This is a genomic window from Rathayibacter sp. AY1D2 (assembly GCF_002932695.1).
Taxonomy (GTDB): Bacteria; Actinomycetota; Actinomycetes; order Actinomycetales; family Microbacteriaceae; genus Rathayibacter.
Genome location: NZ_PSVX01000004.1, coordinates 26,386 through 52,351, shown reverse-complemented (window position 1 = coordinate 52,351; position 25,966 = coordinate 26,386). Strand labels below are relative to the sequence as shown.

The following is a 25,966-nucleotide window of genomic DNA, read 5'->3' as shown; positions in this document are numbered from 1 at the left end:
GTGGCGTCTCGCGGGGAGACGGGGGGAGGGTGGGGCGGCCCGGAGGTCGCCCCACCGGTGCTAGCCGAGCGCGGTGAGCGTCAGCGTCGCGGTGTAGGTGCCGGTTCCGACCGAGAGCGGGAGCTTCAGGTCGAGGTCGGCGCCCAGGACCGAGGATCCGGTCGGGTGCTGCGCCGCGGCGGAGCCGAGGACGCGGGGCGTGGCGAGGCCGTTGCCCGAGTCGAACCCGGAGGGGACGGCTGCGCCGGCGACGGCACCGCCCGTGTTCTCCAGGACCTCGGGGGTCCAGCCGAGGTGCTTGCCCGAGAACGTCTTCTCGCCGGAGCGGAAGTCGCTCAGCTGGCCGGTGACCGACCAGGCCGGGCCGTTGAGGCGGGTGTCGGTCACGCGGACCGGCACGAGCTCACCGGAGGCGGCGAAGTGGTCGCCCTGCTCCTCGGCGACGCCGAGGTTCACCAGGTTGCTGGTGCCCTCGAGCGTCCAGGTCAGCTCGCCCTTGTTGGCCTCGGGGACGATGACGGCCACGGCCTGGTCGCCGGCCGCCGCAGCGCCCGCCGCCGTTCCCGTGAAGGTGCCGTCGACTCCGGCGGCGGTGTTGCCCGCGCCGAAGTTGACCGCCGGCGCGTTGTCGGCGAGCGCGATGCGCCCGCCGACCGTCGAGCCCGCGAGCTGGACGTTGCCGGAGTTGCCCGAGAGCGTGAGGTTCCCGCCCACCGTGTTGCCGAGGGCCGAGGCCGAGCCGTCCTCGTTCGCGCCCAGGAGGACGCCGCGCGAGGAGCCGGTGACGGCGAGCGAGCCGCCGACGACGGCGCCCTGCACGTTCACGCCGAAGTCGCTGCCGGCGAAGGTGGCGTCGCCGCCGACGCTGGTGCGGTCGACGTCGACGTAGTTCGCCGCGTCGGTGCTGACCGAGCCGTCGACCGAGAGGTCGCTGAACTCGACGTCGATCCCGCCGGCCTCGACCATGCCGCCGACCGTGAGGTCGCGCAGGTAGAGGAAGCCGTTGCGGCTGCCGTCCGAGAACGACACGACGTCTCCGCCGACGCTGGTGCCGTCGATCGAGATGCCGTACGCGTCGGTGCCGATGACGTCGCCGCCGATGGTCGCCGAGGTGGCGTCCAGCCAGGCGTCGTCGCCGACGATGACGTTGCCGGTGACGGTCACGTTGCCGAGCACGCAGGTCTGGCCCGCGCCGACGTTGAGATCTCCGGTGATCGTCTGGTTCCCGAGCTCGGTGGTGCAGTCCGTCGTCGCCGCGAAGGCGGACGGTGCGGCGACCATCGCGAGGGAGGCGGCCGCGAGGACCGCCGTGGGCGTCTTCCACTTCATGGGGGTTCTCCTCGGTGCGCTCGTGCGCGTCGTGCTGGTGATGGTGCTGTCGGTGCGGCGCGCGCGGCGCGGGGTGCGCTCAGCCACGGAGCGCAGCGATCGCGGAGTAGCTGCGGGAAGCGGCCTCGAGGGAGTTCCCCGTGCTCGGCGGCGTCGCCAGCGTGGGAGCGGTGTCCTGCTCCCAGACGCCGAAGCGCTGGCCGCGGTCGCGCAGCTCCGAGAGGAACGCCTGGTAGGGCAGGTTGCCCGCGCCGAACTCGACGATGTCGTAGCCGTTGGTGTTGGCGTTGTTCGTCTTGCCGTCCTTGAGGTGCAGGATCGGGTAGCGGCGCGGGTTGCGCTTGATGTAGTCGAGCGGCTCGAAGCCCGGGTAGAGCTTCTTGCCGACGTACGCCCAGTAGACGTCCATCTCGAGGTACACGTGACGCGGGTCGGTGTTGTCGTAGAAGAGGTCGTACAGGCGGGTCTTGGGGTCGTCCGTGGCGAACCCGAACTCACCGGCGTGGTTGTGCTGGTAGAGCTTCATGCCCGCGGCCGAGACCTGCTGGCCCCACTTGTTCCACTCCTCCGCCGCGGCGAGGTAGCCCGCCTTGGTGTTGACGTTGGTGGGCGCGTTGCCGGTGCCGAGGTGCGGCGTGCCGAGGATCTGCGCGATCTCGATCTGCTTGCCCAGCTCCGAGCGGAGGAGGTTGGTGCCGACGTGCGAGCCGACGGCGCGGAGGCCGTTGTCGTCGAGCAGCTGGCGGATCTGCTGCGGGGTGATCGCTCCGACGTTGCCCTGGGTGTACCCGGCGAACTCGATCTCGCTGTAGCCGATGCGGCCGAGCTCCTCGAAGACGGCCCGGAAGCCGAGCGACGAGACCTTGTCGCGGACGCTGAAGAGCTGGATGCCGATGCGGTTGATCGGGACCAGGCGCGTGGATCCGGACGAGGGCGCGGGGGCGGCCGTGGCGGGTGCCGCGAGGGCTCCCGCTCCGACGCCGACCGCGACGGTCGATGCGGCCAGGGCCGTCATCAGCGAGCGCCGGCTCATCGGCTTGGCCGCGATGGATGCGTGGTGGTGGTGCATCATTTCTCCTTCGAAATGGCAGATGGTGCAGGGGGTGGGGGGCCGGCCGGCCCGGTCGAGCCGGCCGGCCCCTGCGCGGGGGCTACTGCTGGACGGTGAGGTTCAGCAGCGCCGACGCGGCGTTGGTGTCCGCCGTGGCGGTGTGGGTGACGGTCAGCTTGTAGCTGCCCGCCGCGAGCTTCGGGAGCGTCACCACGACGTGCCCGTTCTCGTCGAGGGTCCCGGTGAGCATCGCGACGGTGGAGAGGTTCCTCTTCACCATCACGCTCACCTGACCGGTGCCGGCGACACCCGTCGAGGACTTCGCGTCGACCGTGACCTGCGCGCTGGCGCCCGGCTTGACCGGGTTGGGCGAGACGGTCGCGGTGAGCTCCGAAGCGGCCTTCGAGACGATCAGGCGGGCGGTGCCCTCCGAGGCCTTGAAGGTGGCGTCCGAGCCGTACGCCGCACGGAGGGTGTGGGTGCCGGCGCCGAGGGTCTTCGGCAGGGCGAAGGTCGCCTTGCCGTCCTTCAGCGTCGCGCGGCCCAGCTCGGTGGCGCCCTCGTAGAGGACGACCTCTCCGCCGGGGTTCCCACCCTGACCGGTGACCGTGACGGTCGCCTCGCCCGGTGCCCCGAAGGTCACGCGGGGAGCCGAGAGCGCCACGGTTGTGGTCGACGCGGCGGTCGGGGCGTTCGCCGCGGCCAGGTCGATCGTGAACTTCACCGTGCCGACCGCCGAGACGTTGCCGCCGGTGTCGGTGGCGCGGTACTGGATCGTCCGGGCGCCGTTCGTGGTGAACGGGACCGTGTACGCGCCGTTGACGGCGCGGACCGTGGTCCACGTCGTGCCGTTGTCGGCGGAGTACTGGACGGTGGAGAGCGCTCCGTTGTCCGTGGCGGTGAGGCCGAGGGTCACGGGCTTGTTGTAGACGCCGCCGACGCCCGCAGGCGCTGCCGGGTCGAGGGTCGCCGCGACGGTCGGAGCCGTCTTGTCACCGGCGCCGACACCCTGGAAGGTGAGGGAGTCGAGCGACAGGCCGCTGGGCGAGGTCACGTAGAGCGAGCCGGTGCCGCGGGGGACGTTGGTGCCGAAGGGGACGAGGACGTCCTTCCAGCCGGCTCCCGCGGGGATGGTCGCCGTTCCGAAGGGCGCTGCGTCGGCGGCGTTCCAGCGGAGGTCGACGGTGCCCTCACCGGTGGCGCGGACCACGACGCCGGTCAGGTTGGCGAAGTTCACCGGGTCCCAGCGCAGGAAGGATCCCGCACCGAGTCCGCTGACGGCGTTGCCGCCGCTGGCGGTGGTGTCCGCGTAGGGCAGGACGCCCTCACGGGCGGCGTGCTCCGCCTCCTGCGTCTTCGGGTTCAGCCGCAGCGTCGCCTCGGCCGCAGCCGGGGGCAGGCCGTTGAAGCCGCCGTCCGTGTAGGTCACGACGACGGTGCCGTACAGCAGCGCGCCGGGGCCGTGCTCGGGCGAGTCCTTGGACGTCGGGAACGCTCCCTTGGCACCGGTGCCGGTGACCTCGGGGTGGGCGTGCTCGTCGTGGCCGAGGCCGTAGGTCCAGCCCACGCGGCTGCTGACGATCTGGTCGCCGTCCTCAGCGTCCTTGCCGGTCACCTGGTAGGGGATCGCGTCGCCCCAGCTGAAGAACGAGCCGTTGCCGGGCGTCTGGATCTGGATCTGCGGCGCCTGGTTGCCGACCGAGATGACCCGCGAGGTCAGGCTGAACTTGCCCTTGGCGTCGGTGACGCGCAGACGGGCCGTGAACTGTCCGAGCTCGGTGTAGGTCTTCTTGACGGTCACTCCGGTGGCGTCGAAGGTGCCGTCGCCGTCGAAGTCCCAGTCGTAGGTGAGCGCGTCGCCCTCGGGGTCGGTCGATCCCTTGGCGTCGAACGTGACCTCGAGCGGGGTCTGCGAGGCGGACAGGGGGGTCGCGGTGAAGCGGGCCTGCGGCGCCTTGTTGCCCTCGGCGTAGTCGATCCGGTACAGGCCCGCGTCGGGGTTGGCGCGGAAGAATCCGTCGCCGTACTCGATCACGTACATCGACCCGTCGGGGCCGAACTCCATGTCCATCGGGTTGTCGTGGATCGGCTGCGCGGCCTGGCTGAGCGCCGCGTTGGGGAGGAAGTCCTCGATGTGCGTGACCGCGCGGTCCTCATCGAGCGTGAACGCCGCGATGTAGTCCTGCGAGAACTCGCCGAAGAAGGTCTTCTTGTCCCAGTACTCCGGGAACTTCGACGTCGAGGTGTTGTCCGCGTCGAAGTGGTACACCGGTCCGCCCATGGGGCCCTGGCCGGTGCTGGTCCCGAAGTTGACGAGCTCGTCGAACGGCTGGTCGCCGGGGTTGTCGCCGTAGTAGACGGTCGCCGCCTTGGCGTCCGGGATGTCGACGAGGCCGGTGTTCCAGCGCGAGTTGTTCTTCAGGTTCTCCGGATCGAAGAAGCCGCGGGGCGTCGACGTCTCGAAGTTCCACTCGTTGTACGGCGCGTTGGGTCCGTGGACGTAGGGCCAGCCGGAGTTGTGCGGCTCGTCCAGTCCGGTCGCGTTCCACTCGACGAGGCCCATCGGGCCGCGGACGCCGTCGGCCGCAGCGGCCTTCGTGGCGTCGGGGCCGTAGTCGCCCCAGGAGAGGGTGTTCGTCTCGGCGTCGACGTCGATCTTGAACGGGTTGCGGACGCCCATCACGAAGATCTCGGGGCGGGTCTTCTCGGTTCCCACCGGGAAGAGGTTGCCCTCGGGGATCGTGTACGAGCCGTCCTCCTGCACGGTGATCCGGAGGATCTTGCCGCGGAGGTCGTTCGTGTTGCCGGCGCCGCGACGCGAGTCGAAGCCCGGGTTCATGCGGGGCGCGTCGTTGTTCGGCGCGAAGCCCGCGGCACCCGGAGCGCTCGCCGGCGTGTTGTCGCCGGTGGAGAGGTACAGGTTGCCGTCGGCGTCCCAGTCGAAGTCGGCACCCACGTGGCAGCACTGCCCGCGCTGGGTCTCGATGTCGATGATCTTCTGCTCGCTCGCGAGGTCGAGGCCCGAGCCGGTCCACTTGAACCGGGAGAGGCGGTTGATGCCCTTCCACTGGTCCCAGTAGCTGTCGGTCGCGCCCTCGGGCAGCATGTTCGGGGCCGCGCCGGTCGGGGTGTTCCCGGGGGGCGCGTAGACGAGGTAGACCCACTTGTTCTCGGCGAAGTCGGGGTCGATGCCGACGGACTGCAGTCCGTCCTCCGAGTTCTGGTACACGGGGATCGTGTTGACGACACGGGTGGTGCCGGTCTTGGGGTCGGTGTGGCGGATCTCGCCGTTCCGAGCGGTGTGGAGGACCGACTTGTCCGGGAGGACGGCCAGGTCGAGGGGCTCGCCGACGTTCTTCGTCAGCAGGACCTTCTCGTAGTTGCTCCAGTCGAGAGCGGATGCTCCGCCCTCGGAACCGTGGTCCACTCCGTCGTGGGCCGAGGCGGGCAGGCCGAGGGCGGTGAGTCCGGAGACCGTCACCATCCCGGCGATGCCGAGTGCGAGAAGACGCCTGATGCTTCTTCTCGAGGATCGCTTACCATTCATGCGTGATGTGATTCCTTCAATGAGGTGTTCATCGCAGAGGCCGGGTCCGTCGCTGTCCGCACGACCGAGCGGATCCGGTCTCCTCCTGTCCGGCCCTGGGGCCGGTGTCTTGCACTCCTCCTCCTCTCGCGGATGCCGGTGGCGCTGCGCTGCGGGTCGTCAGTGATCCCGGGGCGGCGCCGAGGTGGGGGCCGGCGCGGGATGGTTCCCGCGCCGACCCGGGCTGGTGGGGCCGATCAGGACTCGAAGGCCGAGGGCAGGTACTCGGAGACGTTGTCCTTGGTGACGACCGGCGCGAAGAGCTGGATCTGGCGCGGGACGCCGAGCGAGCTGGTGTCGGCCATCGACTTGTTCTGCTCGACGAGGCGGGCGAGCTTGATGCCGTCCGCGGCCTGGGTCGAGGGGTAGACGACCGTGGCCTTGACGACGGAGTCGTCGGCCTCGATCGCGCGCATCACGTTGGCCGATCCGGCGCCGCCGACGAAGAGGAACTCGTCGCGTCCGGCGGTGTCGATCGCCGCGAGGACGCCGACGCCCTGGTCGTCGTCGTGGTTCCAGATGGCGTCGATCTTCGGCGCGGCCTGGAGGAGGTTGGCCGCGGCCTGCTCTCCGCCCTGGACGGTGAAGTCGGCGGCGACGCGGTTGTCCACGTCGAGTCCGCAGCCCTCGAGCGCGTCCGAGAAGCCCTGGCTGCGCTCCTGGGTCAGCGGGAGGGAGTCGATGCCGGCGATCTCGGCGACGACGGCGTCGGGGTTGTCGCCGAGCTCCTCGCAGATGTAGGTGCCGGCGCTGACGCCCATGCCGTAGTTGTCGCCGAGGATGGTCGACCGGGCGGCGAAGGGGCTGGAGAACTCGCGGTCCACGTTGATGACGGTGATGCCCGCCTCCATCGCCTGGGTGGCGACCTGCGTGAGCGCCGCTCCGTCGATCGGCAGGAGCACGATCGCGTCGACGCCGTCGTTGATGAAGGTCTCGACCTGGCTGATCTGGAGGTTGACGTCGTTGGTGCCCTCCGCGGTGCGGAGCTCCACGTCGTCGTACTTCTCGGCCTCGGCGATGGCGGCGCGGCTGACCGCGCCCATCCAGCCGTGGTCGGCGGCGGGAGCGGTGAAGCCGATGACGACGTTGTCGCCGGAGGCGTCGTTGTCCGAGGCGGCCACGGCGGCGGCGGTCCCGCCCGAGGCGGCGTTGCCGGTCTCGACCGGGGCGTTCGAGATGCAGCCGGTGAGCATCAGCGCGACGGCGCCGAAGGCGACGCCGGCCGAGCCGAGTCGGGCGGTGCGGGAGAGGCGGCTGCGGGTGAAGGGGCGTGCGGGCATGGAAGTGATCTCCTTCGATCGATCCGAGGGGTCCGAGGGCACGCGTGTCCTGCGGAGAGGTGACCTGAGTGGTCGGGTGGGTTGCTGTGTGTGGAGGAGCGGGGCCGGAGCCCCGGGGTCAGGACTTCCTGCCGCGGGCGGCGAACCGCTGCTGCAGCAGGACGGCTGCGACGATGATCGCGCCCTTCGCGACGGCCTGAGTCGAGGTCGACATGTTGTTCTGCGTGAACACGTTGGTCAGGGTCGTGAAGATGAGGACGCCGAACACGGTGCCGACGATGGTGCCGCGGCCGCCGGCCAGCAGCGTGCCTCCGACGACGACCGCCGCGATGGCGTCGAGCTCGTAGAGGAGGCCGTTGGTCGAGCTGCCGGCGGTGGTGCGGGCGAGCATCATGACGGCGGCGATGCCGGCGGTGAGCCCGGCGAGGCCGTAGACGTACATGGTGTGGCGGCGGACCTTGATGCCGGCGAGGCGGGCCGCCTCGGGGTTGCCGCCGACCGCGATGGTGCGGCGGCCGAAGGTGGTGCGGTTGAGCAGGATCCAGCCGGCGACGGCGACGACCACGAAGATCAGCACGAGCACCGGGATGCCGAGCACGTCGGCGCGGAAGAAGTCGAGGAACGGCGTGACCGTGACGACCTGCGTCTGGCGGTTCGAGATCAGCTCGGCGAAGCCGCGGGCGGCGACGAGCATCGCCAGGGTCGCCATGAAGGCGACGACCCGGCCGTAGGCGATCAGCGCGCCGTTAATCAGGCCGCAGACGAGGCCGACGACGACCGCGGTGAGCACGATCACCAGCCAGGAGGTGTTGGCCGCATAGTACTGGGTCGAGACCGTGCTCGCCCAGACCGTCGCGAGCCCCATCACGGAGCCGACCGAGAGGTCGATGCCGCCGGAGGTGATGACGAAGGTCATGCCGATGCTCAGCACGCCGATGACGGCGGCGAGGCGGAGGATCGTGAGCACGTTGTCGACGCTGGCGAAGCGCTCCCCCGCGGTCGCGAATCCGACGATGCAGAGGATCACCAGCGCGAGCAGCAGCCCGACGTTGCGGCCGAGGGAGCCCTGCATGAGGCGGGCCATCCCGGAGCGGGAGTCCTTCGAGGGCACGCCCCCGGAGGAGCCTCCCGTCGCGGCCGACACGTGACGGGCGGCGTCCTCCTGCGGACCGCCGATCGACGGCGACGCGGTGTCGAGCTGTCCGCTCACGCTGCACTTCCTTCCATGACGAGATCGAGCACGCGGTGCTCGTCGATCGAATCGGCCGGGCCCTCGTGGACCACGGCGCCGTCGGAGATCACGAGCACTCGGTCGGAGAGTCCGAGGACCTCGCCGATCTCGCTGGAGACCACGAGCACGGCGGCGCCGTTGGTCGCGAGGTCCCTGATCAGGGTGTAGATCTCGGCCCGTGCGCCGACGTCGACCCCGCGGGTCGGCTCGTCGAGCAGCAGGACGCGGCAGCCGCGCACGAGCCAGCGGGCGAGGAGCGCCTTCTGCTGGTTGCCTCCGGAGAGGGTGCGGGCGTCGCGGTCGACCCCGGAGGGCCGCAGGTCGAGGGAGACCGCCTGCTCGGCCGCCGCCGCGCGCTCGGAGCGCTCGTCGAGGAAGCCGCGCTTGGCGAAGCGGTCGAAGGTCGAGAGGGTGATGTTGCGGTAGACCGGCTCGTCCAGGAGCAGGCCCTGGCTCTTGCGCTCCTCCGGGCAGAGGCCGATACCGGCGTCGACCGCCGAGGTGACGGATCCGGCGCGCAGGCGCTTGCCCGCCACGCTGACCGTCCCGGTGCTGGCGCGGCGCGCCCCGTAGATGGTCTCGAGGATCTCGGAGCGGCCGGAGCCGACCAGCCCCGCGAGGCCGACGACCTCGCCGGCGCGGATCTCGAGGGAGACGTCCGAGAAGGAGCCCTGCAGGCCCAGCTTCTCGACCTTCAGCAGCGTCTCGGCCTCGACGTCGAGCTCCTGGCGGTCCGGGAAGACGTACTCGACGGCGCGGCCGGTCATCAGGGTGATGAGCTGCGAGGTGGGGGTGTCGGCGACCGCGAGGTTCTGCGCGACGGTGGCGCCGTCCTTGATCACGGTGATCCGGTCGCCGATGGCGCGGATCTCGTCGAGGCGGTGCGAGATGTAGACGATGGCGACGCCGGAGGCGGTGAGCTGGCGCACCACGTGGAAGAGGTTCTCCACCTCCTCGGAGTCGAGCACCGCGGAGGGCTCGTCCATGATGATGACCCGCGCGTCGTGCGAGAGGGCGCGGGCCATCTGCACGATCTGCTTGCCGGCGGCGGAGAGCGTGCCGACCTCGCGGTTCGGCGAGATCTCGGAGTGGCCGAGGCGCTCCATCAGCTCGCGGGTGATCCTCGTGGCCTTCGCCCGGGCGGTGAAGCCGCCGCGGGAGAGCTCGTGGCCGAGGAAGATGTTCTCGGCGACGGAGAGGCCGTCGACGACGTCGAGCTCCTGGTACATCGTCGCGATGCCCAGGGCGAGGGCCGCCGTCGGGGACGGGATCGTGACGACGTTCCCGTCGACGAGGACCTCGCCCTCGGTGGGCTGGTGGGCCCCGGCGAGGGTCTTGATGAGGGTGGACTTGCCGGCGCCGTTCTGGCCGAGGAGGCAGTGCACCTCACCGGGTCGGACATCGAGGTCGACGCCGTCGAGAGCACGGGCGCCGGGGAAGACCTTCACGATGCCGCGCATCTGCAGAAGCAGCTGCTGAGACTCGTCGGAGGTGCGGGGAAGAGGCTGTGCAGCAGTGCTGCGGGGGTCTGCGGTGACCATGCGGATGAAGCTACTTCCACTTACGTCGCGGGTCAAGCAAAAGTTCTGAACCGATTCGAAGGCGGTTCGGGTGATCGCCCAGTCGCCCCGAGGGCTTCCTGCTACCGCGTCAGGGCTGGGATCCGCGGGATTACGCGACATCTGACGGCGCCTGTTGAGACATTCCGTCCGTGATAGAGCGCTCTCCGAACCCTATGAACGTGCTCATGTCCGTGCAGCCCGGGCGCGTCGCCCCGGGGGCGGCCTCGCCGAGCGCGGTAGCGCCCGCGCCCCGACCCGTGGCAGGGTCGTACGGCCGACGAAAGGACGACGATGTCGAACGACCGAGCCCTGCGCGTCGCGATGGTGGGGACCGCCTTCATGGGCCGCACCCACTCGCACGCCTGGCGCACCGCCTCCCGCTTCTTCCCCCTCCCTCTCCGCCCCGAGCTCGCCGTGCTCGTGGGGAGCAACCCCGACTCGACCGCCGAGCGCGCCGAGCGGCTGGGCTGGAGCGAGGCCTCCACCGACTGGCGGGCCGTCATCGCCCGCGACGACATCGACCTCGTCGACATCTGCACCCCGGGCGACACCCACGCCGAGATCGCCATCGCGGCCCTCGAGGCCGGCAAGCACGTGCTGTGCGAGAAGCCCCTCGCCAACTCCGTCGAGGAGGCGGAGCGGATGGTCGCCGCGGCCGCCGCCTCCGGGAAGGTGGCGATGTGCGGCTTCAGCTACCGCCGCACCCCGGCCCTCGCCCTCGCGAAGCGCTTCATCGAGGAGGGCCGCCTCGGCGACATCCGCCACGTGCGCGCCCAGTACCTGCAGGACTGGCTGTCCGACTCCGAGGCGCCGCTGACCTGGCGCCTGCAGAAGGAGCGCGCCGGCTCGGGCGCCCTCGGCGACATCGGCGCGCACAGCATCGACACCGCCCAGTGGCTGACCGGCCGCGGCATCACTTCGGTCTCGGCGACGCTGCGCACCTTCACCACCGAGCGCCCCGTGCTCAGCGAGCAGGTCGGCCTCGGCGGCCGCGCCGGTGCCGACGCCCCGCGCGGCGCCGTGACCGTCGACGACGCCGCGGCCTTCACCGCCTCCTTCGAGGGCGGCGCCCTGGGCGTCTTCGAGGCGACCCGCGTCGCGACCGGCCGCCGCAACGCCAACCGGATCGAGGTGAACGGCGAGCTCGGCTCGATCGCGTTCGACTTCGAGCGGATGAACGAGCTCGAGTACTACGACGCCCGCGACCCCGAGGAGGCGCAGGGCTTCCGGCGCATCCAGGTCACCGAGCCGGCGCACCCGTACATGTCGGCCTGGTGGCCGACCGGGCACGGCATCGGCTACGAGCACCTCTTCACCCACCAGGTCGTCGACCTCGTCGAGGCGATAGCCGGCGGTACCCCCGTCACGCCCACGTTCGCCGACGCCCTCGACGTGCAGCGCGTCCTCGACGCGGTGGCCACCAGCGCCGGCGCGTCGTCCGTCTCCACGCCGGTCGCCCGCTGACCCGACCCCTCCCCGCGAGATGCCGCCCCGGTACGCCTCCCCTGCGTGTCGCGTACCCGAGCGGCCTCTCGCGGAGGGGGACAGAGGGCGGGTGCGGGAACGCGTTCGGCGCCGCGCGCCGATCCTGCGCCATAATGCGCCTATGAGCAAGAAGATTGACGCCGCGCATCGCGCGCTGGTAGACGCCCTCGACAAGCACGCCCGACTCGTCTCGGACAAGGAGTCGAAGCCGCGGAAGGTCGAACGGGCGGGAGCCGAGCTCCGCGCCGCGACGAAGGCGTACGCCGCGCTCGTGTCCGCGCGCACCGGCGCCGCGAGCCCCTTCGCCGACCTGGCCGACCCCCGCCTGGACAAGCCGACCATCGCGTCGCTCCGGGCCGAGCGGGACGCGATCGCGAAGCGGATCGCCAAGCACGAGGCGTCGGCGGGCGAGGACGGCGCGCTCGCGAGCTGAGCGCCCGGCGCGGCGCGGTCAGGCGCTGAGCAGCAGCCCCAGCGCTCTCGAGAGCTCGTGCGCGCGGCACGGCGCGATCCCGCGCTGAGCGGCCGCGACGGCGCGCTCAGGCGGTGAGCGCGCACCTCCGCTGCCTCCGAGTCGCCGTGTTACGCGCGGGTTCCGCGCGGGTCCGAACGCCTTCGTAAGGTGATCCCCGGGATCCGTGCAGTCGCGGCGCCGAGCGACCGGAGGCCGGTCGCAGCGCCGGCGGTGACCAGCACCGCTCGGTCGGCGCCGAGTGCCCGGATCCTCTCCACGGAAGGATCCCCACAGCCATGACCCTGCGCACCCGACTCCTCGCGACCTCCGCGATCGCCGCCTCCGCCGCCCTCCTCCTCGCCGGCTGCTCCGGCGCGGGCGGCGGCGACGACACCGTCCGCATCGGCGTGGTCGGCGCGAGCGACCCCTACTGGGCCACCTACGAGAAGGCCGCCGCCGACGCCGGGATCGACGTCGAGATCGTCGACTTCAGCGACTACAACCAGCCCAACCCCGCCCTCACCGAGGGCGAGATCGACCTCAACCAGTTCCAGCACATCGCCTACCTGGCGCAGTACAACACCTCGGCCGACGCCGACCTCGTGCCGATCGGCGCGACCGCGATCTACCCGCTCGGCCTCTACTCCTCGCAGTACGACGACGTCGCGGACATCCCCGCCGGTTCCACCGTCGCGATCCCCAACGACGAGACCAATCAGGCGCGCGCGCTGCTGGTGCTGCAGTCGGCCGGGCTCGTCGAGCTGAAGGACGGCGGCGGAGTGCTCTCGAACGTCGACGACGTCGAGTCCTCCTCGAAGGTGGAGGTCACCGCGCTCGAGGCCTCCCTCACCCCGACGTCGCTCCCGGACGTGGCCGCCGCGATCATCAACAACGACTTCATCGAGAACGCGGGCCTCAAGGCCTCGGACGCGATCGCCCAGGACGACCCGAGCGACCCCGCCTCCCTGCTCTACACGAACATCTTCGCCGCCCGGGCCGACGACGCCGAGAACGAGACCTACACGAAGCTCGTCTCGATCTACCAGGACAGCCAGGACGTGCTCGACGGCGTCTCGGAGCAGTCCGGCGGCACCGCGGTCTTCCTGAAGACCCCCGCCTCCGAGCTGGAGACCTCGCTCGAGTCCGCCGAGACCGACATCTCCGCCGCCTCCTGACTCCGGCACCCGCGGCACCGCGCCGGTCGGGTTATCCGCTCGCGGAGCTCCCCACCGGCGCGGTCCCGCGCCTCCCCCGCAACAGAAAGGGCGCCCCGTGCCGCTCATCCGCATGACCGACGTGCGCAAGGTGTACCCCGGCGCAGGGCGCGGCGCCGCCCCGACCGCGGCCGTCGACGGCGTGAGCCTCGAGATCGAGGCGGGCGACGTCTACGGCGTGATCGGCTACTCCGGCGCCGGCAAGAGCACGCTCGCGCGCCTCGTCAACGCCCTCGAGCCCGCGACCAGCGGCAGCATCGAGATCGACGGCCGCGAGACCGTGGGCCTGCCCGAGCGCGAGCTGCGCCGGCTGCGCCTGGGGATCGGGATGATCTTCCAGCAGTTCAACCTGTTCGGCTCGAAGACCGTGGGGCAGAACGTCGCCTACCCGCTGCAGGTCGCGGGCGTCCCGCGGGCGGAGCAGCGCGCCCGCGTCGACGAGATGCTCCGCTTCGTCGGCCTGAGCGACAAGGCGCGCAGCCACCCGGAGCAGCTCTCGGGCGGGCAGAAGCAGCGCGTCGGCATCGCCCGCGCCCTCGCCGCCTCCCCGCGCATCCTGCTGGCCGACGAGGCCACCAGCGCGCTCGACCCGGACACCACCGGAGAGGTGCTCGCCCTCCTCCGCCGCATCAACGAGGAGCTGGGCGTCACCATCGTCGTGATCACCCACGAGATGGACGTGGTCCAGCAGCTCGCGACGAAGGTCGCGGTGATGGAGTCGGGCCGCATCGTGGAGCGCGGGCCCGTCTTCGACGTGTTCTCGGCCCCGCGCGAGCCGGTCACCCGCCGCTTCGTCTCCACGGTCGTCCGCTCGGTGCCCTCGCCCGCGGAGGCGGCCGTGCTGCGCGCGCGCCACCGCGGCCGGATGGTCACGCTCTCGTTCTCGGACGACTCCGCCTCCCAGGGCGACGTCTTCGCCGAGGTCGCGGCCGCCGGCGTGCCGCTCGAGCTCGTCTACGGCGGCATCACCGACGTCCGCGGGCGGGCCTTCGGCCACCTCACGGTCGCCCTCGACGCGCCGGACGGCGTCGTCGACCCCCTCCTCGCCCGCCTCGGCGGACGCGTCGCCCTCACGGAGGTGCCCCGATGAACGAGCTGATCCCGCTCCTGCCCAAGCTCGTCCAGGCGACCGGCGAGACGCTCTACATCGTCGCGCTGAGCCTCCTCTTCGGCGGGCTCGGCGGACTGCTGATCGGGCTGGGCCTCGCGCTCACCCGCGGCGGCGCCCTCTACGCGAACCGGGTGGTCCACGGACTGCTCAACGTGATCGTGAACGTGTTCCGGCCGATCCCGTTCATCATCTTCATCGCCGCGGCCCAGCCGCTGGCCCGGCTGGTGGTCGGCTCCGGCATCGGCACGGACGCGATCGTCTTCACCCTCTCGCTCGGCGCCGCCTTCGGCATCGGGCGGATCGTGGAGCAGAACCTGCTGACCGTGCAGCCCGGCGTGATCGAGGCGGCGCGGTCGGTCGGAGCGAGCCGGTTCCGGATCGTCCGCACGGTGCTGCTGCCGGAGGCGCTCGGTCCGCTGATCCTCGGCTACACGTTCGTGTTCGTCGCCGTGATCGACATGTCGGCGGTCGCCGGGTACATCGGCGCCGGCGGGCTCGGCAACTTCGCGATCCAGTACGGCTACCGGCAGTTCGAGCCGGTCGTCACCTGGGCCGCGGTGCTCGTGATCATCGTGATCGTGCAGCTGGTACAGCTGCTCGGCAACGTGCTGGCCCGGCGCGTCCTGCGCCGCTGAGGCCGCCCCCGCACGAAAGCGGGACGCCACTCCGGTACGCGACACGCAAGGGTCGCTGTACCGGGAGTGGCGTCTCGTGGAAGCCCGTGCGCAGAGGCGGGAGCCGTCAGTAGCGCGGCTTGCGCTCCGGGCGCTCGCTCGAGCGGCTCGGGCCGCTGGGGCGTCCGCCGCGGTCGGCGCCGGCGCGGCTCGGACGGCGGTCCGGCTTCAGCTCGATCAGCTGGCCGCTGATGCGGGTGTCGGCGAGGCGGTCGAGCACGTCCTGGGGCAGGTCGGCCGGCAGCTCCACGATCGAGAAGTCCGGGCGGATGTCGATGTGCCCGAAGTCGCCGCGGTTGAGGCCGCCCTCGTTCGCGAGCGCGCCCACGATCTGGCGGGGCTCGACGCGCTGGCGGCGGCCGACCTCGATCCGGTACGAGGCGAGGTTGCTGTTCGCCGGGCGCTGACGGCGCTCGGGACGCTCGCCCCGGTCGCCGCCGCGGTCGAAGCGGTCGCCGCGCTCGGGGCGGTCGCCGCGGTCGGGCCGGGAGTCGCGGTCCTCGCGCTCGCGACGGGCGAAGCGGGGGTCGTCGGGCGAGAGCAGCAGCGGCTCCTCGCCCTGCGCGACGATGGCCAGCGCGGCGGCGACGTCCGACTCAACCACGTCGTGGTGCTCGACGTAGTGGCCGATGATGTCGCGGAAGCGCTGCAGGCGCTCGGTGTCGGCGAGCGCCGCGGTGATCGCGTCGTCGAAGCGCGAGAGGCGGGTGACGTTGACGTCCTCGACGCTCGGCATCCGCATCTCGGTCAGCGGCTGGCGGGTGGCCTTCTCGATGGCGGCGAGGAGGCGGCGCTCGCGCGGCGTGACGAAGCTGATCGCCGCTCCGCTGCGCCCCGCGCGACCGGTGCGGCCGATGCGGTGGACGTACGACTCGGTGTCGATCGGGATGTCGTAGTTGACGACGTGGCTGATGCGCTCGACGTCGAGGCCGCGGGCGGCGACATCGGTCGCGACGAGGATGTCGAGTTTGCCGGACTTCAGCTGCTCGACGGTGCGCTCGCGCTGGGCCTGGGCCACGTCTCCGCTGATCGCCGCCGCGGTGTAGCCGCGGGCGCGCAGCTTCTCGGCCAGCGTCTCCGTCTCGCTCTTCGTACGGACGAACACGATCATGCCCTCGAAGTTCTCGACCTCGAGGATGCGGGTGAGGGCGTCGACCTTCTGCGGGTACGACACCATCAGGTAGCGCTGCGTGGTGTTGACGGAGGTCGTGGTCTTGTTCTTGACCGTGATCTCCTCCGGCTCCTTCAGGTACTTGCCGGAGATGCGGCGGATCTGCGCGGGCATCGTCGCCGAGAACAGCGCGATCTGCTTCTCGACGGGGGTGTCGGCGAGGATCGTCTCGACGTCCTCCGCGAAGCCCATCTTGAGCATCTCGTCGGCCTCGTCGAGCACCAGGAACTTCAGCTGCGAGAGGTCGAGGGTGCCCTTCTCGAGGTGGTCCATGATGCGGCCGGGGGTGCCGACGACGACGTGGACGCCGCGGCGGAGCGCGGAGAGCTGGGTGCCGTAGCCCTGGCCGCCGTAGACGGGGAGGACGTGGACGCCGCGGAGGCCGGACGCGTAGCGCTCGAACGCCTCGCAGACCTGCAGCGCGAGCTCGCGGGTCGGAGCCAGCACGAGGGCCTGCGGCGTCTTCTGCGAGACGTCGAGGCGCGAGAGGATCGGCAGCGCGAACGCCGCGGTCTTGCCGGTGCCGGTCTGGGCGACGCCGAGGACGTCGCGGCCGGAGAGGAGGGACGGGATCGTCGCGGCCTGGATGGCCGAGGGCGTCTCGTAGCCGACCTCCTTGAGGGCCTTGAGGACCGGGTCGGAGAGACCGAGGTCGGAGAAGGTGAGCGTGGGGGCGCTCTCGGAAGCGGTGTCGGCTTCGGGGGCGGAATCGGGGGTATCGGTGGACGCCATGGTGCAACGGTAGTGCTCCGGCGGCACCGCCGTCCGAGGGAACCCCGAACGCTCGGGCGATCCCGACCCTCCGGAGGCGCCTCGAGCGCCCGTCACGGGGTGAAGTCGAGCAGCACCTTGCTCGAGCGCGAGGCGTCGCGGGCGAGCTCGAAGGCCTCGAGCGCGCGCTCCAGCGGCAGCACCTGCGTGACCACCGGCGCCACCGCGAGGCTCCCGTCGGCGAGCGCCGCCAGCACCTCGTCGATCTCGTCGACGAAGCGGAAGGAGCCGATCAGGCGCAGCTCCCGGGTGATCGCGAGCGAGATCAGGGCCGGCTGCTCGCCCGAGGGGAGGAGTCCCACCATCACGACGGTGCCGCCGCGGGCGGCGCCCCGGACGGCCGAGGCGAGGCCGCGCGGGCTGCCCGAGGACTCGAAGACGACGTCGGCCGCGACCTCGGCGATCGCGTCGGCGTCGGTCGCGCGGATCGTCCGGGTCGCGCCGACCGCCCGGGCGATCGCGAGGGGCTCCTCGGCCAGGTCGACGGCGACGATCTCGGCCGCCCCCGCCCGCTTCAGCACGGCGACGATCAGCGCTCCGATCGGGCCGCTGCCGATCACCAGCGCGCGCCGTCCCGACACCTCCCCCGCGCGCGACACCGCGTGCCAGGCGACGCTCGCCGGCTCCACGAGCGCCGCCTCCCGGAGCCCGAGACCGGCGGGCAGCTCGCGGAGCATGCGCGCCGGCAGCACCGCGTGGCGGGCGAACGCGCCCTGGGTGTGCGGCATCCGCGCGGCGCTGCCCAGATAGGTGCCCTCGGTCGCGAGGTTGGGGCGCCCGTCGGGCCACTCGCCGCGAGCGGTCGCGGGGTGCACGGCGACGGCCGCGCCGACCGGGGGTCCCGAGCCGTCCGCCGCTGCCTCGACGACCGTGCCGACCACCTCGTGGCCGAGCGTCAGCGGCTCGCGGAGGATCGACTCGCCCGCGGCGCCGTGCGTCCAGTAGTGCAGATCGGAGCCGCAGATCCCGCCGTACGCGACGGCGACGAGGGCCTCGCCGGGGCCGCGCGGCGCGAGCGGCGCCTCCTCGACGCGGAGGTCGCCGGCGGCGTGGACGACGACGCGGGTGGTGGAGGCGGGGACGAGCGCGGTCATGCGGGTTCCGTTCGGTGGGTCGAGGGGTGGCTCAGACGACGACGGTCATGCCGCCGTCGATGAAGACGACCTGCCCGTTGACGTAGTCCGAGCCGTCGGAGGCGAGCCAGACGGCGGGGCCGATCAGGTCCTCGACGCGGCCCCAGCGCGCGGCGGGCGTGCGGCCGAGGATCCAGCTGTTGAACGCCACGTCGTCGACGAGGCCCTGCGTCATCTCGGTGTGGATGTACCCCGGAGCGATCGCGTTGACCTGGATGCCGTGCTGCGCCCACTCCGCCGTCATCGCGCGGGTGAGATTGCGGATCCCGCCCTTCGAGGCGGTGTAGGGCGCGATCGTCGGCCGCGCGAGATCGGCCTGCACCGAGGCGACGTTGACGATCTTCCCGGCGCCGCGCGGGATCATCCGCTTCGCCGCCGCCCGGCCGACCACGAAGGCGCTGGTGAGGTTCGTGCGCAGCACCCGCTCCCAGTCGGCGACCTCGAGCTCGAGCAGGGGCACGCGGTGCTGGACGCCGGCGTTGTTGACCAGGATGCGCAGCGGGCCCACCGCCTCCTCGATCCAGGCGACGCCCGCCTCGGCGGCCGCGTCGTCGGTGACGTCGAAGGCGCGGGCGTGGATCCGCGGGCGGTCGTCGGTGCCGGGGAACCGCTCCGCGAGCTCGGCGCGGGCGGCCTCGAGGCGCTCGGGGTCGAGGCCGTTCAGGACGACGGTGGCGCCCGCCTCGGCGAGGCCGGTGGCGACGGCGCGGCCGATGCCGCGGCTGGATCCGGTGACGAGCGCCACGCGGTCGGTCAGGTCGAAGAGCACGGTTCCTCCAGAGGGTCGGAGCGGGTGTCAGGGCTGCGGAGGCGCCGCGCGCGGAGGGCCCGCGACGGTGCGGCTCGCGAGCGCGCCGATCCCGTCGAGGGCGATCAGCACCTCCTGGCCGGGCCCGACCTCGACGGCCGTGCCGGGCGAGCCGGTGAGGACGACGTCTCCCGGGTGGAGCGTGAGGTGGGAGGTGAGGTGCACCAGGATCTCGGCGGCGCGCCAGCCGAGGCGGTCGGTCGAGGAGACGGCCCGCACCTCCCCGTCGACGCTCACCGTGATGCCGACCGCGTCGACGTCGACTCCGGTCTCGATCCACGGTCCGAGCGGCGTCCAGCCGTCGCCGTTCTTGCCCTGGAGGAAGAGGCCGTCGGCGGCGATCATCCCCGGAGCGGTGACGTCGTTCGCGACCGTCGCTCCGAGCACGTGCGCGAGCGCGTCCTCGGGCGTGAGGTGCCGCGCGGTGCGGCCGATGACCAGGGCGAGCTCGCCCTCGACGACCACCGGGCCGATGCCCTCGTCGAGGACGATCGGATCGCCGGGCCCGGCCAGCGTGTGCGCGGTCTTGTGGAAGGCCTGCGGGGGCAGCAGCCGGTCGGCCGCGGAGCCGTTGTGCGCCATGCCGAGGATGACGCGGGGCTCCACCGGTGCCAGCAGCTGCGCGCCCTCGACGGGCCAGCGGCGGCCCGTCTCGACCGGCTCCGCGGCGAAGGCGTCCTCGATCTCGCGCCACTCCCCCGCGACCTGGAGGACGACGGCCGGTCCGTCCTCGGCCCGGATCCGCGCGAGGCGCATCAGCGGACGCCCCTCGGCTCGACGCCGGTGCGGCTGCTCGTGCTGCTCGTTCTGCTGGTCGCCACGGTGCCTCGCTCACTCCGGCCCGCAGAGGCGGGATGGGCCGAGCGTAACAGCCCAGTGAACGGGATTCAACGGAATGGACGGCGAGGCGTCAGGCGGGCGCTCCGGCGACGAGGGGCGGGCGGCCGAGCGCCGCGGCGGCCTCGCGGAGGGCCGCGACGACCTCCTCCTGATCGTCGGCGACCGGCCGGACCAGCGAGACGCCGACCGCGACCGAGAGATCGGAGCGGGTGGCGGCCGGGACCGCGACGGCGACGCCCAGGACGCTGGGGTGCAGCTCGCCGTCGTCGATCGCGTAGCCGCGCACGCGCGCCGCGGCGACCTTGCGGAGCAGCTCGCGGGTCGAGGACGTGGACCGGTCGGTGAAGACGACGATGTCGCGGTCGTCGGCGAAGCGCTCGGCGATCTCGCTGTCGTCGAGCTCGGCCAGGAGCGCCGTTCCGACGGCCGTGGCGGAGGCGGGGTACCGATCGCCGACGCTCGCGGACAGCGCGAACCGCTCCCGCCCCTCGTGCACCGCCAGGTAGAGGACCCGCGTGCCGTCGAGCAGCGCGATCTGCACCAGCTGACGAGAGAGCACCGGCGACTCCTCGCAGAGCCGGTAGAACTCGCGCACCGGGTCGAAGCCGGCGAGGTAGTGGCTGCCGAGCTCGACGGTGCGCCGACCGAGGAGGAAGCCGGAGCCGACGCGGCGGATGAGCCGGCCCTCCTCGAGTGCGGCGCAGAGGTTCGAGGTCGACGACTTGGCGATCCCGAGCTCGCGGGCGATGTCCGTCAGCGTGCGCGGGCCGCCCGCGTCGGCCAGGAGGTCGAGGATCCGCATGGCGCGCGACACGGCGGGGGCGCCCGAGCCCCTGTCGGAGTCGACCGTCGTCGGGGGCGCATCGGGGCGGGCCATGGCGTCCTCTTCCGGGGGCGGGATCAGTAGAACTCCACCGTATCGACTCGGTTGATCAGGGGCTCCCCGTCGAGGAAGCGGGTGGCGTTGCGCGCGAAGAGCTCGGCGATCAGGCGGTCCTCCGCGACGTTCAGCGCCGCGGTGTGGGGGCTGATCAGGACGCTCGGGTGGCTCCAGAGCGGGCTGCTCTGCTCGAGCGGCTCCTCCGCCACCACGTCGAGCGCGGCGAAGCCGACGCGGCCGTCGTCGAGGGCGGCGAGCAGCGCCTCCTCGTCGACGACCGTCCCGCGGCCGACGCTGACGAACGAGGCGCCGGGGCGCAGTGCGGCGAAGAACTCGGAGCCGACCAGCTTCTCGGTGGCGGCGGTGCCGGGGAGCGTGACGACGACCCCGTCGATCCGGCCCGCCACCTCCGCGATCGCGTCGGGGGCGACGATCTCGTCGACGTGCTCCACCTCGGTCTCGTGGCGGCTCGTGCCGATCACGCTGGCGCCGAGCTGCTGGAGCTTGCGGGCCGTCGCGCGCCCGATCGTGCCGAGCCCCACGATCAGGACCGTCTGCTCCGAGATCAGCCCCATCGTCCACCGGCCGCCCCAGACGCGCTCGCGCTGGAGGGACTGGAGGCGCGGGAGGGACTTGGCGCCGGCCAGGAGTCCGAAGACCCCGAACTCGGCGAGCGGCTCGGAATGGACTCCCGCCGAGGTGGAGAACGCGATGCGCTCGAGCTGCGCGTCGTCGAGCCCCGCGGCCCGCACCTGCGCGCCTCCGCCCGCGGGCATCGTCTGCACCCAGCGGAGGCGCGGATTCGCGGCCGCCGTGCGCGCGAGGGCGGCGGGGGTCTCGTCCGGCACGCCGTAGAGCACGTCGGCGGAGTCGACCAGCTCGTCGAAGGCGCGCTGCTGCTCCGGGGTGCGCCGGAAGGAGGGGTCTCCGCCGTGGTCGCCGGGGTGGCGCATCGGAGGGAGGAGGCTCTGGTCGGCGACGACGTCGAGGCGCGGCTCGAGCTCGACGATGCGGGCGATCAGCTCGGGGCTGAGCGGCGAGGCGATGACGACGCGGAGGCGATCGGTCACGGGTGTCCCTTCGCGGGACGGCGCGGGAGGCTCTCCCCCGGATCGGCCCGCGCCCACCCTACTTCACTCCTGTGAACCCTGTTCGATATGCTGGGCGCATGCCGGACATCACGACCGCCGCCCTCCCGCCCGCGCGCACCGGCTTCGTCGGGCTCGGGAGCATGGGCGCCCCGATGGCCCGGCGCCTCGTCGCCGCCGGCGTCCCGCTCGGGATCACCGCGCGCCCCGGCTCCGCCGACCGCGCCCGCCGCGCCGTCCCCGGGGCGCAGTGGCACGACTCCGCCCGCTCACTCGCCGCCGCCTCGGACGTGCTGATCGTGATGGTGCCGGACCTGCCGCAGCTCGAGGAGGTGCTCGAGGGAGAAGAGGGAGTGCTCGCCGCCGGGTCGGACCTCGTGCTCGTCGTCTGCTCCAGCGTGTCCGCCACCGGCCTGCGCGAGCTGGCGGGACGCCACCCGCGGCTCCGCCTCGTCGACGCCCCCGTCAGCGGCGGCACCGAGGGCGCCGAGGCGGGGACCCTCTCGATCATGGCCGGCGGAGCGGAGGAGGACGTCGCCCGCGTGCTGCCCGTGCTGTCCGCCTGCGGGACCGCCGTCCGCCTCGGGCCGCTCGGCGCCGGCGAGGTGGCGAAGGCCTGCAACCAGCTCGTCGTCGCCGCGACCATGACCGCGATCGCGGAGGCCGCCGTCATCGCCGAGCGCTCCGGCCTCGACCTCGACACGCTGCTCGCCCTGCTGCAGGGCGGCTACGCGGGCAGCCGCGTGCTCGAGACCAAGCGCGCCGCCCTGGTCGCCCGCGACTACACGCCGACCGGCGTCGCCTCCTTCATGGACAAGGATCTGCGGGCCGCGGCCGACGAGGCGGAGGCGACGGGCACCTCCGCTCCGCTGCTCGGCACGCTCCGCACCGTGTTCCGCGACCTGGTCGACGCCGGCCTCGGCGACGAGGACCTCGCGGTGGTGCACCGCTTCGTCGCCGAGCGCTGAGGCGGGGAGCGTTCGCGAGGAGGCCGGGCGGAGACGTCCCGCTGCGCGCCGAGACGCCGGCGAGGGGCGGTGTCTCGGCGGAGAGGCGCCCGCGCGAGAGCAGCCTCCGCGCGTCGGCGCAAGGGCCCCCGCTCCGGGCGTCCCCGACCTAGCGTCGGAGGAACGGCATCATCGAGCGAAGGAGCACGACATGGCATCAGGAGTCGCAACGGTCTGGGTCCCCGTCACGGACATGGAGCGGGCGGTCGCGTTCTACCGCGACACGCTCGGCCTCGAGGTCAAGGACACCTCGGACGACTGGTCGGAGCTGGACGCCGGCGGGCTGATGATCGGCCTGAACGCCCGCGAGTCGGCGACGGTCGCGGAGCAGGGCGGGGCGGTCATCTCGTTCCAGCCCGAGGGCTCGATCGAGGACGAGCTGGAGCGCCTCACGGCGCGCGGCGCGTCGATCGAGGGCGAGATCAGCGACCACGAGTGGGGCCGCATCCTCCCCTTCAAGGACTCGGAGGGCAACGACCTCCAGTTCTACTCGCCGCCGCAGGGCTGAGCGGAGGACCGCCGTCGAGGCGGCCGCGACGAGCGGCGGGCGGGCCGGAGCCGGAGGGCTGCGGTCCGCCCGCCTCTGTGCGTCGCGCGGGCGGTCCTTCCCCGCGCAGGTGCGTCGCCCGGCCGGTCCGGTCCTCGGATCGTCTCTCCGCCGCACGTGAGGCCCTCCTTCCGGCCCGCCTCCGCACCTGAGGTCCTAGGATCAGCTGTCCGCCGCATCTGCGGACTCCAGATCCCGAGGTCCCCGTGCGTCGTCACCTGCTCCCCCTCATCCCGGCCGCTGCCGCGCTCCTCCTGCTCGCCGGCTGCTCCGCTCCGTCGACCCCCGCCGGCGATACGGCCACCGGCGGCGCGACGTCCTCGTCCGGCGGCTCCCTCACGGTCTTCGCCGCCGCCTCGCTGAAGGGCGCGTTCACCGAGCTCGCCACGGGGTTCGAGGCCGCCGAGCCCGGCGCGCAGGTCGAGCTCTCCTTCGCCGGCTCCTCCGACCTCGCGACGCAGATCGTCAACGGCGCCCCGGCCGACGTCTTCGCCTCCGCCGACGAGCGCACGATGTCCACCGTCGCCGAGGCCGGGCTCGTCGACGGGGACCCGGTCGACATCGCCACGAACACGCTCGAGATCGCCGTGCCCCCCGGCAACCCGGCGCAGGTCGCCTCGCTCGCCGACCTCGCCCGGCCCGGGACCGCCACCGTCGTCTGCGCGCCGCAGGTGCCGTGCGGAGCAGCTGCCGCCGCGGTCGAGCAGGCCGCCGGGGTCGACATCGCCCCCGTGAGCGAGGAGTCGTCGGTCACCGACGTGCTCGGCAAGGTGTCCTCGGGTGAAGCGGACGCCGGGCTCGTCTACGCGACCGACGTCCGCGGGGCCGCGGGCTCGGTCACCGGCATTCCCTTCGATGAGGCCTCGGAGGCGGTGAACACGTACCCGATCGCGGCGCTGACCGGAGCGGGCGACCCGGCCACGGCGGCGGCCTTCGTCGCGTACGTCGCCTCCGACGCCGGGCGCGCGGTGCTCGCGGCGGCCGGGTTCGGAGCACCGTGAGAGGCGTCGCGGCGTCGGAGGAGGCCTGCAGGGCGGTCGGCAGGTCGGTCATAGGAGGGTCGTAGGACGGTCATCGGAGGCGCAGAGCCCCGGCCGCCAGGGTTGCTCGCGACGGACACCACGATCGACGAGGAGCACGACCATGACCCGCATCCCGGAGCCCCGCAGCACGCCCGACGGACCGGCCTACGAGGGCCGCCGGCTCGACCGCCCCGAGGAGGAGGTGGTCGACCAGGGCCTCCCGTTCGACGTGGGGACCCTCTTCTCGCGGCGCGGCGTGCTGACGCTGGTCGGCGCGGGGGCGGCGACCCTCGGGCTCGCGGCGTGCGCCACCGGAGGATCGGGATCCGCCTCCTCCGCCGCCGCGACCGCCACCGCGACTCCCACCGCGACCGCCACGGCCGGGGCCGGCACCGCGGTCGCCGGCGAGATCCCCGACGAGACGGCCGGCCCCTACCCGGGCGACGGCTCGAACGGGGTCGACGTCCTCGAGCGCTCCGGGATCGTCCGCAGCGACCTGCGCACCAGCATCGGCGGCGGCGCGACGGCCGACGGGGTCCCCCTGGCCCTCACTCTGACGATCCTCGACGCGGCGAGCGGGGGCGTGCCGTTCGCCGGAGCCGCCGTGTACGTCTGGCACTGCGACGCGCACGGGGACTACTCGATGTACTCCAGCGGCGTCGAGGACGAGACGTACCTCCGCGGCGTGCAGGTCGCCGACGCGTCGGGCGTCGTCTCCTTCGCCTCGATCGTCCCGGCCTGCTACTCCGGCCGATGGCCGCACATCCACTTCGAGGTGTACCCGGGAGTGGACTCGATCACCGACGCGTCGAACGCGATCGCGACCTCGCAGGTCGCCCTGCAGGAGGAGGCGTGCACCGCGGTCTACGCCCTCGAGTCGTATGCGGGCTCGGCCGCGAACCTCGCCCGGGTCGGCCTGGACTCGGACTCCGTCTTCGGCGACGACGGCGGAGCCCTGCAGCTCGCGACGATGTCCGGCAGCCCGGCGTCCGGCTACTCCGCGGCACTCACGGCGAGCGTCGACACCCGCACCGCGCCGACCGCGGGCGCCGCGCCCCGCAGCCGCTGACCCCCGTCCTCCTCCGCGCGACGCCGCTCCGGTCCGCGACACGCCGACGGAGGCGTACCGGAGCGGCCTCTCGCGAGAGGGGAACGGGCGTCAGCGCAGGAGGCGGCGGGCGACGGCCACGGCGCCGAGGGCGGCGAGGACCCAGGGGCCGCCGACGAGCAGCGGGTCGAGGATCTGGTGGCGCACGTCGGTCCGGCCGCGGCGAGAGGCGATCGGGTGCGCGTGCACCTCGGCGAGCACGCCGGTCTCGGTGATCGGATCGTCCGGCCGTGTCCTGAGCAGCGAGCGGAGGTGCGCCCCGGTCGACTCCACCCGGTCACCCAGCACGAGCAGCAGCCAGTGCGCGTGGCGCCCCTCGCTGAACCGGTCGTAGGCGTAGCGGCGGATCGCGCCCGAGATCCCGTGGAGGGGCTGCGCCGTGCCGAAGACGGCGGGCAGCTCGAGGTGCTCGATGCTCTTCTCGCGACGGCCGTGCGTCCGCATCCTCTCCGGGCGCTCCCAGTGCGCGCCCGACACGAGGTCGCTGCGCTCGCGGGGGAAGGCGGGCCGGTCGGCGGGATCGAGGTCGGCGCCCCAGCCCGGGATGCGGGCGCGCAGCTCCTCGGCGGTCGGCACGCGGACGGGGCGGTCGGCGGTGTACGGCACGGGATCCT

The 25,966-nt window shown here is 72.7% G+C and carries 22 protein-coding genes; 9 read left to right on the top strand and 13 right to left on the bottom strand.

Annotation, left to right across the window (positions count from 1 at the left end):
- Positions 1-60 precede the first annotated feature (60 nt).
- The 6 genes from C5D04_RS01810 to C5D04_RS01785 form a co-directional block, all read right to left on the bottom strand.
- Entirely contained in the window at positions 61-1,329 is a 1,269-nt protein-coding gene (locus tag C5D04_RS01810; protein WP_104347124.1) for a hypothetical protein, read from the bottom strand.
- A gap of 79 nt (positions 1,330-1,408) precedes the next feature.
- A complete protein-coding gene (locus tag C5D04_RS01805) occupies positions 1,409-2,398 on the bottom strand; it encodes a sugar phosphate isomerase/epimerase (protein WP_258068814.1) in 990 nt (329 codons plus the stop codon).
- 82 nt (positions 2,399-2,480) lie between these two features.
- A complete protein-coding gene (locus C5D04_RS01800) occupies positions 2,481-5,927 on the bottom strand; it encodes a PQQ-dependent sugar dehydrogenase (protein WP_146083623.1) in 3,447 nt (1,148 codons plus the stop codon).
- A 236-nt stretch (positions 5,928-6,163) separates the two neighbouring features.
- Positions 6,164-7,246, bottom strand: a complete 1,083-nt coding sequence (locus tag C5D04_RS01795) for a substrate-binding domain-containing protein (RefSeq protein WP_104222461.1) — start codon at positions 7,244-7,246, stop codon at positions 6,164-6,166.
- 118 nt (positions 7,247-7,364) lie between these two features.
- On the bottom strand, positions 7,365-8,330 hold the full coding sequence (locus C5D04_RS01790) for an ABC transporter permease (RefSeq protein WP_104222491.1): 966 nt from the start codon (positions 8,328-8,330) through the stop codon (positions 7,365-7,367).
- Positions 8,331-8,452: 122 nt separating this feature from the next.
- The gene (locus C5D04_RS01785; RefSeq protein WP_219815001.1) at positions 8,453-9,937 is read right to left on the bottom strand and encodes a sugar ABC transporter ATP-binding protein; all 1,485 of its coding nucleotides are present in this window, start codon (positions 9,935-9,937) and stop codon (positions 8,453-8,455) included.
- Between the two features lie 393 nt (positions 9,938-10,330).
- On the opposite strand from C5D04_RS01785, the gene C5D04_RS01780 reads away from it, so the two are divergent.
- From C5D04_RS01780 to C5D04_RS01760, 5 genes are all read left to right on the top strand, one after another.
- Entirely contained in the window at positions 10,331-11,503 is a 1,173-nt protein-coding gene (locus C5D04_RS01780; RefSeq protein ID WP_104335832.1) for a Gfo/Idh/MocA family protein, read from the top strand.
- Positions 11,504-11,645: 142 nt separating this feature from the next.
- Positions 11,646-11,957 carry a hypothetical protein gene (locus C5D04_RS01775; RefSeq protein WP_104233529.1) on the top strand — a complete coding sequence of 104 codons (312 nt, stop codon included), beginning with the start codon at positions 11,646-11,648 and terminating at the stop codon, positions 11,955-11,957.
- Between the two features lie 317 nt (positions 11,958-12,274).
- Positions 12,275-13,153, top strand: a complete 879-nt coding sequence (locus tag C5D04_RS01770) for a MetQ/NlpA family ABC transporter substrate-binding protein (RefSeq protein ID WP_104237943.1) — start codon at positions 12,275-12,277, stop codon at positions 13,151-13,153.
- A gap of 97 nt (positions 13,154-13,250) precedes the next feature.
- Positions 13,251-14,282 (top strand): methionine ABC transporter ATP-binding protein, encoded by a 1,032-nt coding sequence (locus tag C5D04_RS01765; protein ID WP_258068813.1) that lies wholly within the window; start codon positions 13,251-13,253, stop codon positions 14,280-14,282.
- The gene (locus C5D04_RS01760; protein WP_104233527.1) at positions 14,279-14,938 is read left to right on the top strand and encodes a methionine ABC transporter permease; all 660 of its coding nucleotides are present in this window, start codon (positions 14,279-14,281) and stop codon (positions 14,936-14,938) included. The genes C5D04_RS01765 and C5D04_RS01760 overlap by 4 nt, the downstream gene beginning before the upstream one ends.
- A 106-nt stretch (positions 14,939-15,044) precedes the next feature.
- Here C5D04_RS01760 and C5D04_RS01755 read toward each other — a convergent pair whose 3' ends face one another.
- The 6 genes from C5D04_RS01755 to C5D04_RS01730 form a co-directional block, all read right to left on the bottom strand.
- The gene (locus C5D04_RS01755) at positions 15,045-16,880 is read right to left on the bottom strand and encodes a DEAD/DEAH box helicase (protein WP_104222455.1); all 1,836 of its coding nucleotides are present in this window, start codon (positions 16,878-16,880) and stop codon (positions 15,045-15,047) included.
- Between the two features lie 92 nt (positions 16,881-16,972).
- Entirely contained in the window at positions 16,973-18,013 is a 1,041-nt protein-coding gene (locus C5D04_RS01750; protein ID WP_104347122.1) for an L-idonate 5-dehydrogenase, read from the bottom strand.
- Between the two features lie 31 nt (positions 18,014-18,044).
- The gene (locus C5D04_RS01745) at positions 18,045-18,821 is read right to left on the bottom strand and encodes an SDR family oxidoreductase (RefSeq protein WP_104257860.1); all 777 of its coding nucleotides are present in this window, start codon (positions 18,819-18,821) and stop codon (positions 18,045-18,047) included.
- A gap of 27 nt (positions 18,822-18,848) precedes the next feature.
- A complete protein-coding gene (locus tag C5D04_RS01740) occupies positions 18,849-19,616 on the bottom strand; it encodes a fumarylacetoacetate hydrolase family protein (protein WP_104296006.1) in 768 nt (255 codons plus the stop codon).
- A 154-nt stretch (positions 19,617-19,770) separates the two neighbouring features.
- Positions 19,771-20,577 (bottom strand): IclR family transcriptional regulator, encoded by an 807-nt coding sequence (locus tag C5D04_RS01735; RefSeq protein ID WP_104237937.1) that lies wholly within the window; start codon positions 20,575-20,577, stop codon positions 19,771-19,773.
- Positions 20,578-20,600: 23 nt separating this feature from the next.
- On the bottom strand, positions 20,601-21,650 hold the full coding sequence (locus C5D04_RS01730) for a D-2-hydroxyacid dehydrogenase (RefSeq protein ID WP_258068812.1): 1,050 nt from the start codon (positions 21,648-21,650) through the stop codon (positions 20,601-20,603).
- Positions 21,651-21,748: 98 nt separating this feature from the next.
- Here C5D04_RS01730 and C5D04_RS01725 point away from each other — a divergent pair, with 98 nt between their 5' ends.
- From C5D04_RS01725 to C5D04_RS01710, 4 genes are all read left to right on the top strand, one after another.
- On the top strand, positions 21,749-22,636 hold the full coding sequence (locus tag C5D04_RS01725; protein ID WP_104347120.1) for an NAD(P)-dependent oxidoreductase: 888 nt from the start codon (positions 21,749-21,751) through the stop codon (positions 22,634-22,636).
- A 190-nt stretch (positions 22,637-22,826) separates the two neighbouring features.
- Positions 22,827-23,183 (top strand): VOC family protein, encoded by a 357-nt coding sequence (locus tag C5D04_RS01720; RefSeq protein ID WP_104233520.1) that lies wholly within the window; start codon positions 22,827-22,829, stop codon positions 23,181-23,183.
- Positions 23,184-23,428: 245 nt separating this feature from the next.
- Complete coding sequence (gene modA, locus C5D04_RS01715; protein ID WP_104347119.1) at positions 23,429-24,223, top strand: molybdate ABC transporter substrate-binding protein; 795 nt, start codon at positions 23,429-23,431, stop codon at positions 24,221-24,223.
- Between the two features lie 142 nt (positions 24,224-24,365).
- The gene (locus tag C5D04_RS01710; RefSeq protein WP_104347118.1) at positions 24,366-25,313 is read left to right on the top strand and encodes an intradiol ring-cleavage dioxygenase; all 948 of its coding nucleotides are present in this window, start codon (positions 24,366-24,368) and stop codon (positions 25,311-25,313) included.
- Between the two features lie 90 nt (positions 25,314-25,403).
- On the opposite strand, the gene C5D04_RS01705 is transcribed toward C5D04_RS01710, so the two are convergent.
- The gene (locus C5D04_RS01705; RefSeq protein WP_104347117.1) at positions 25,404-25,958 is read right to left on the bottom strand and encodes a hypothetical protein; all 555 of its coding nucleotides are present in this window, start codon (positions 25,956-25,958) and stop codon (positions 25,404-25,406) included.
- Positions 25,959-25,966 lie beyond the last annotated feature (8 nt).

Bases quoted from the DNA above. Each gene is read 5' to 3' on its own strand.
- C5D04_RS01810 (WP_104347124.1), bottom strand. From the start codon at position 1,329: ATGAAGTGGAAGACGCCCACGGCGGTCCTCGCGGCCGCCTCCCTCGCG.
- C5D04_RS01805 (WP_258068814.1), bottom strand. From the start codon at position 2,398: ATGCACCACCACCACGCATCCATCGCGGCCAAGCCGATGAGCCGGCGC.
- C5D04_RS01800 (WP_146083623.1), bottom strand. From the start codon at position 5,927: ATGAATGGTAAGCGATCCTCGAGAAGAAGCATCAGGCGTCTTCTCGCA.
- C5D04_RS01795 (WP_104222461.1), bottom strand. From the start codon at position 7,246: ATGCCCGCACGCCCCTTCACCCGCAGCCGCCTCTCCCGCACCGCCCGA.
- C5D04_RS01790 (WP_104222491.1), bottom strand. From the start codon at position 8,330: ATGGCCCGCCTCATGCAGGGCTCCCTCGGCCGCAACGTCGGGCTGCTG.
- C5D04_RS01785 (WP_219815001.1), bottom strand. From the start codon at position 9,937: ATGCGCGGCATCGTGAAGGTCTTCCCCGGCGCCCGTGCTCTCGACGGC.
- C5D04_RS01780 (WP_104335832.1), top strand. From the start codon at position 10,331: ATGTCGAACGACCGAGCCCTGCGCGTCGCGATGGTGGGGACCGCCTTC.
- C5D04_RS01775 (WP_104233529.1), top strand. From the start codon at position 11,646: ATGAGCAAGAAGATTGACGCCGCGCATCGCGCGCTGGTAGACGCCCTC.
- C5D04_RS01770 (WP_104237943.1), top strand. From the start codon at position 12,275: ATGACCCTGCGCACCCGACTCCTCGCGACCTCCGCGATCGCCGCCTCC.
- C5D04_RS01760 (WP_104233527.1), top strand. From the start codon at position 14,279: ATGAACGAGCTGATCCCGCTCCTGCCCAAGCTCGTCCAGGCGACCGGC.
- C5D04_RS01755 (WP_104222455.1), bottom strand. From the start codon at position 16,880: ATGGCGTCCACCGATACCCCCGATTCCGCCCCCGAAGCCGACACCGCT.
- C5D04_RS01750 (WP_104347122.1), bottom strand. From the start codon at position 18,013: ATGACCGCGCTCGTCCCCGCCTCCACCACCCGCGTCGTCGTCCACGCC.
- C5D04_RS01740 (WP_104296006.1), bottom strand. From the start codon at position 19,616: ATGCGCCTCGCGCGGATCCGGGCCGAGGACGGACCGGCCGTCGTCCTC.
- C5D04_RS01735 (WP_104237937.1), bottom strand. From the start codon at position 20,577: ATGGCCCGCCCCGATGCGCCCCCGACGACGGTCGACTCCGACAGGGGC.
- C5D04_RS01725 (WP_104347120.1), top strand. From the start codon at position 21,749: ATGCCGGACATCACGACCGCCGCCCTCCCGCCCGCGCGCACCGGCTTC.
- C5D04_RS01720 (WP_104233520.1), top strand. From the start codon at position 22,827: ATGGCATCAGGAGTCGCAACGGTCTGGGTCCCCGTCACGGACATGGAG.
- C5D04_RS01710 (WP_104347118.1), top strand. From the start codon at position 24,366: ATGACCCGCATCCCGGAGCCCCGCAGCACGCCCGACGGACCGGCCTAC.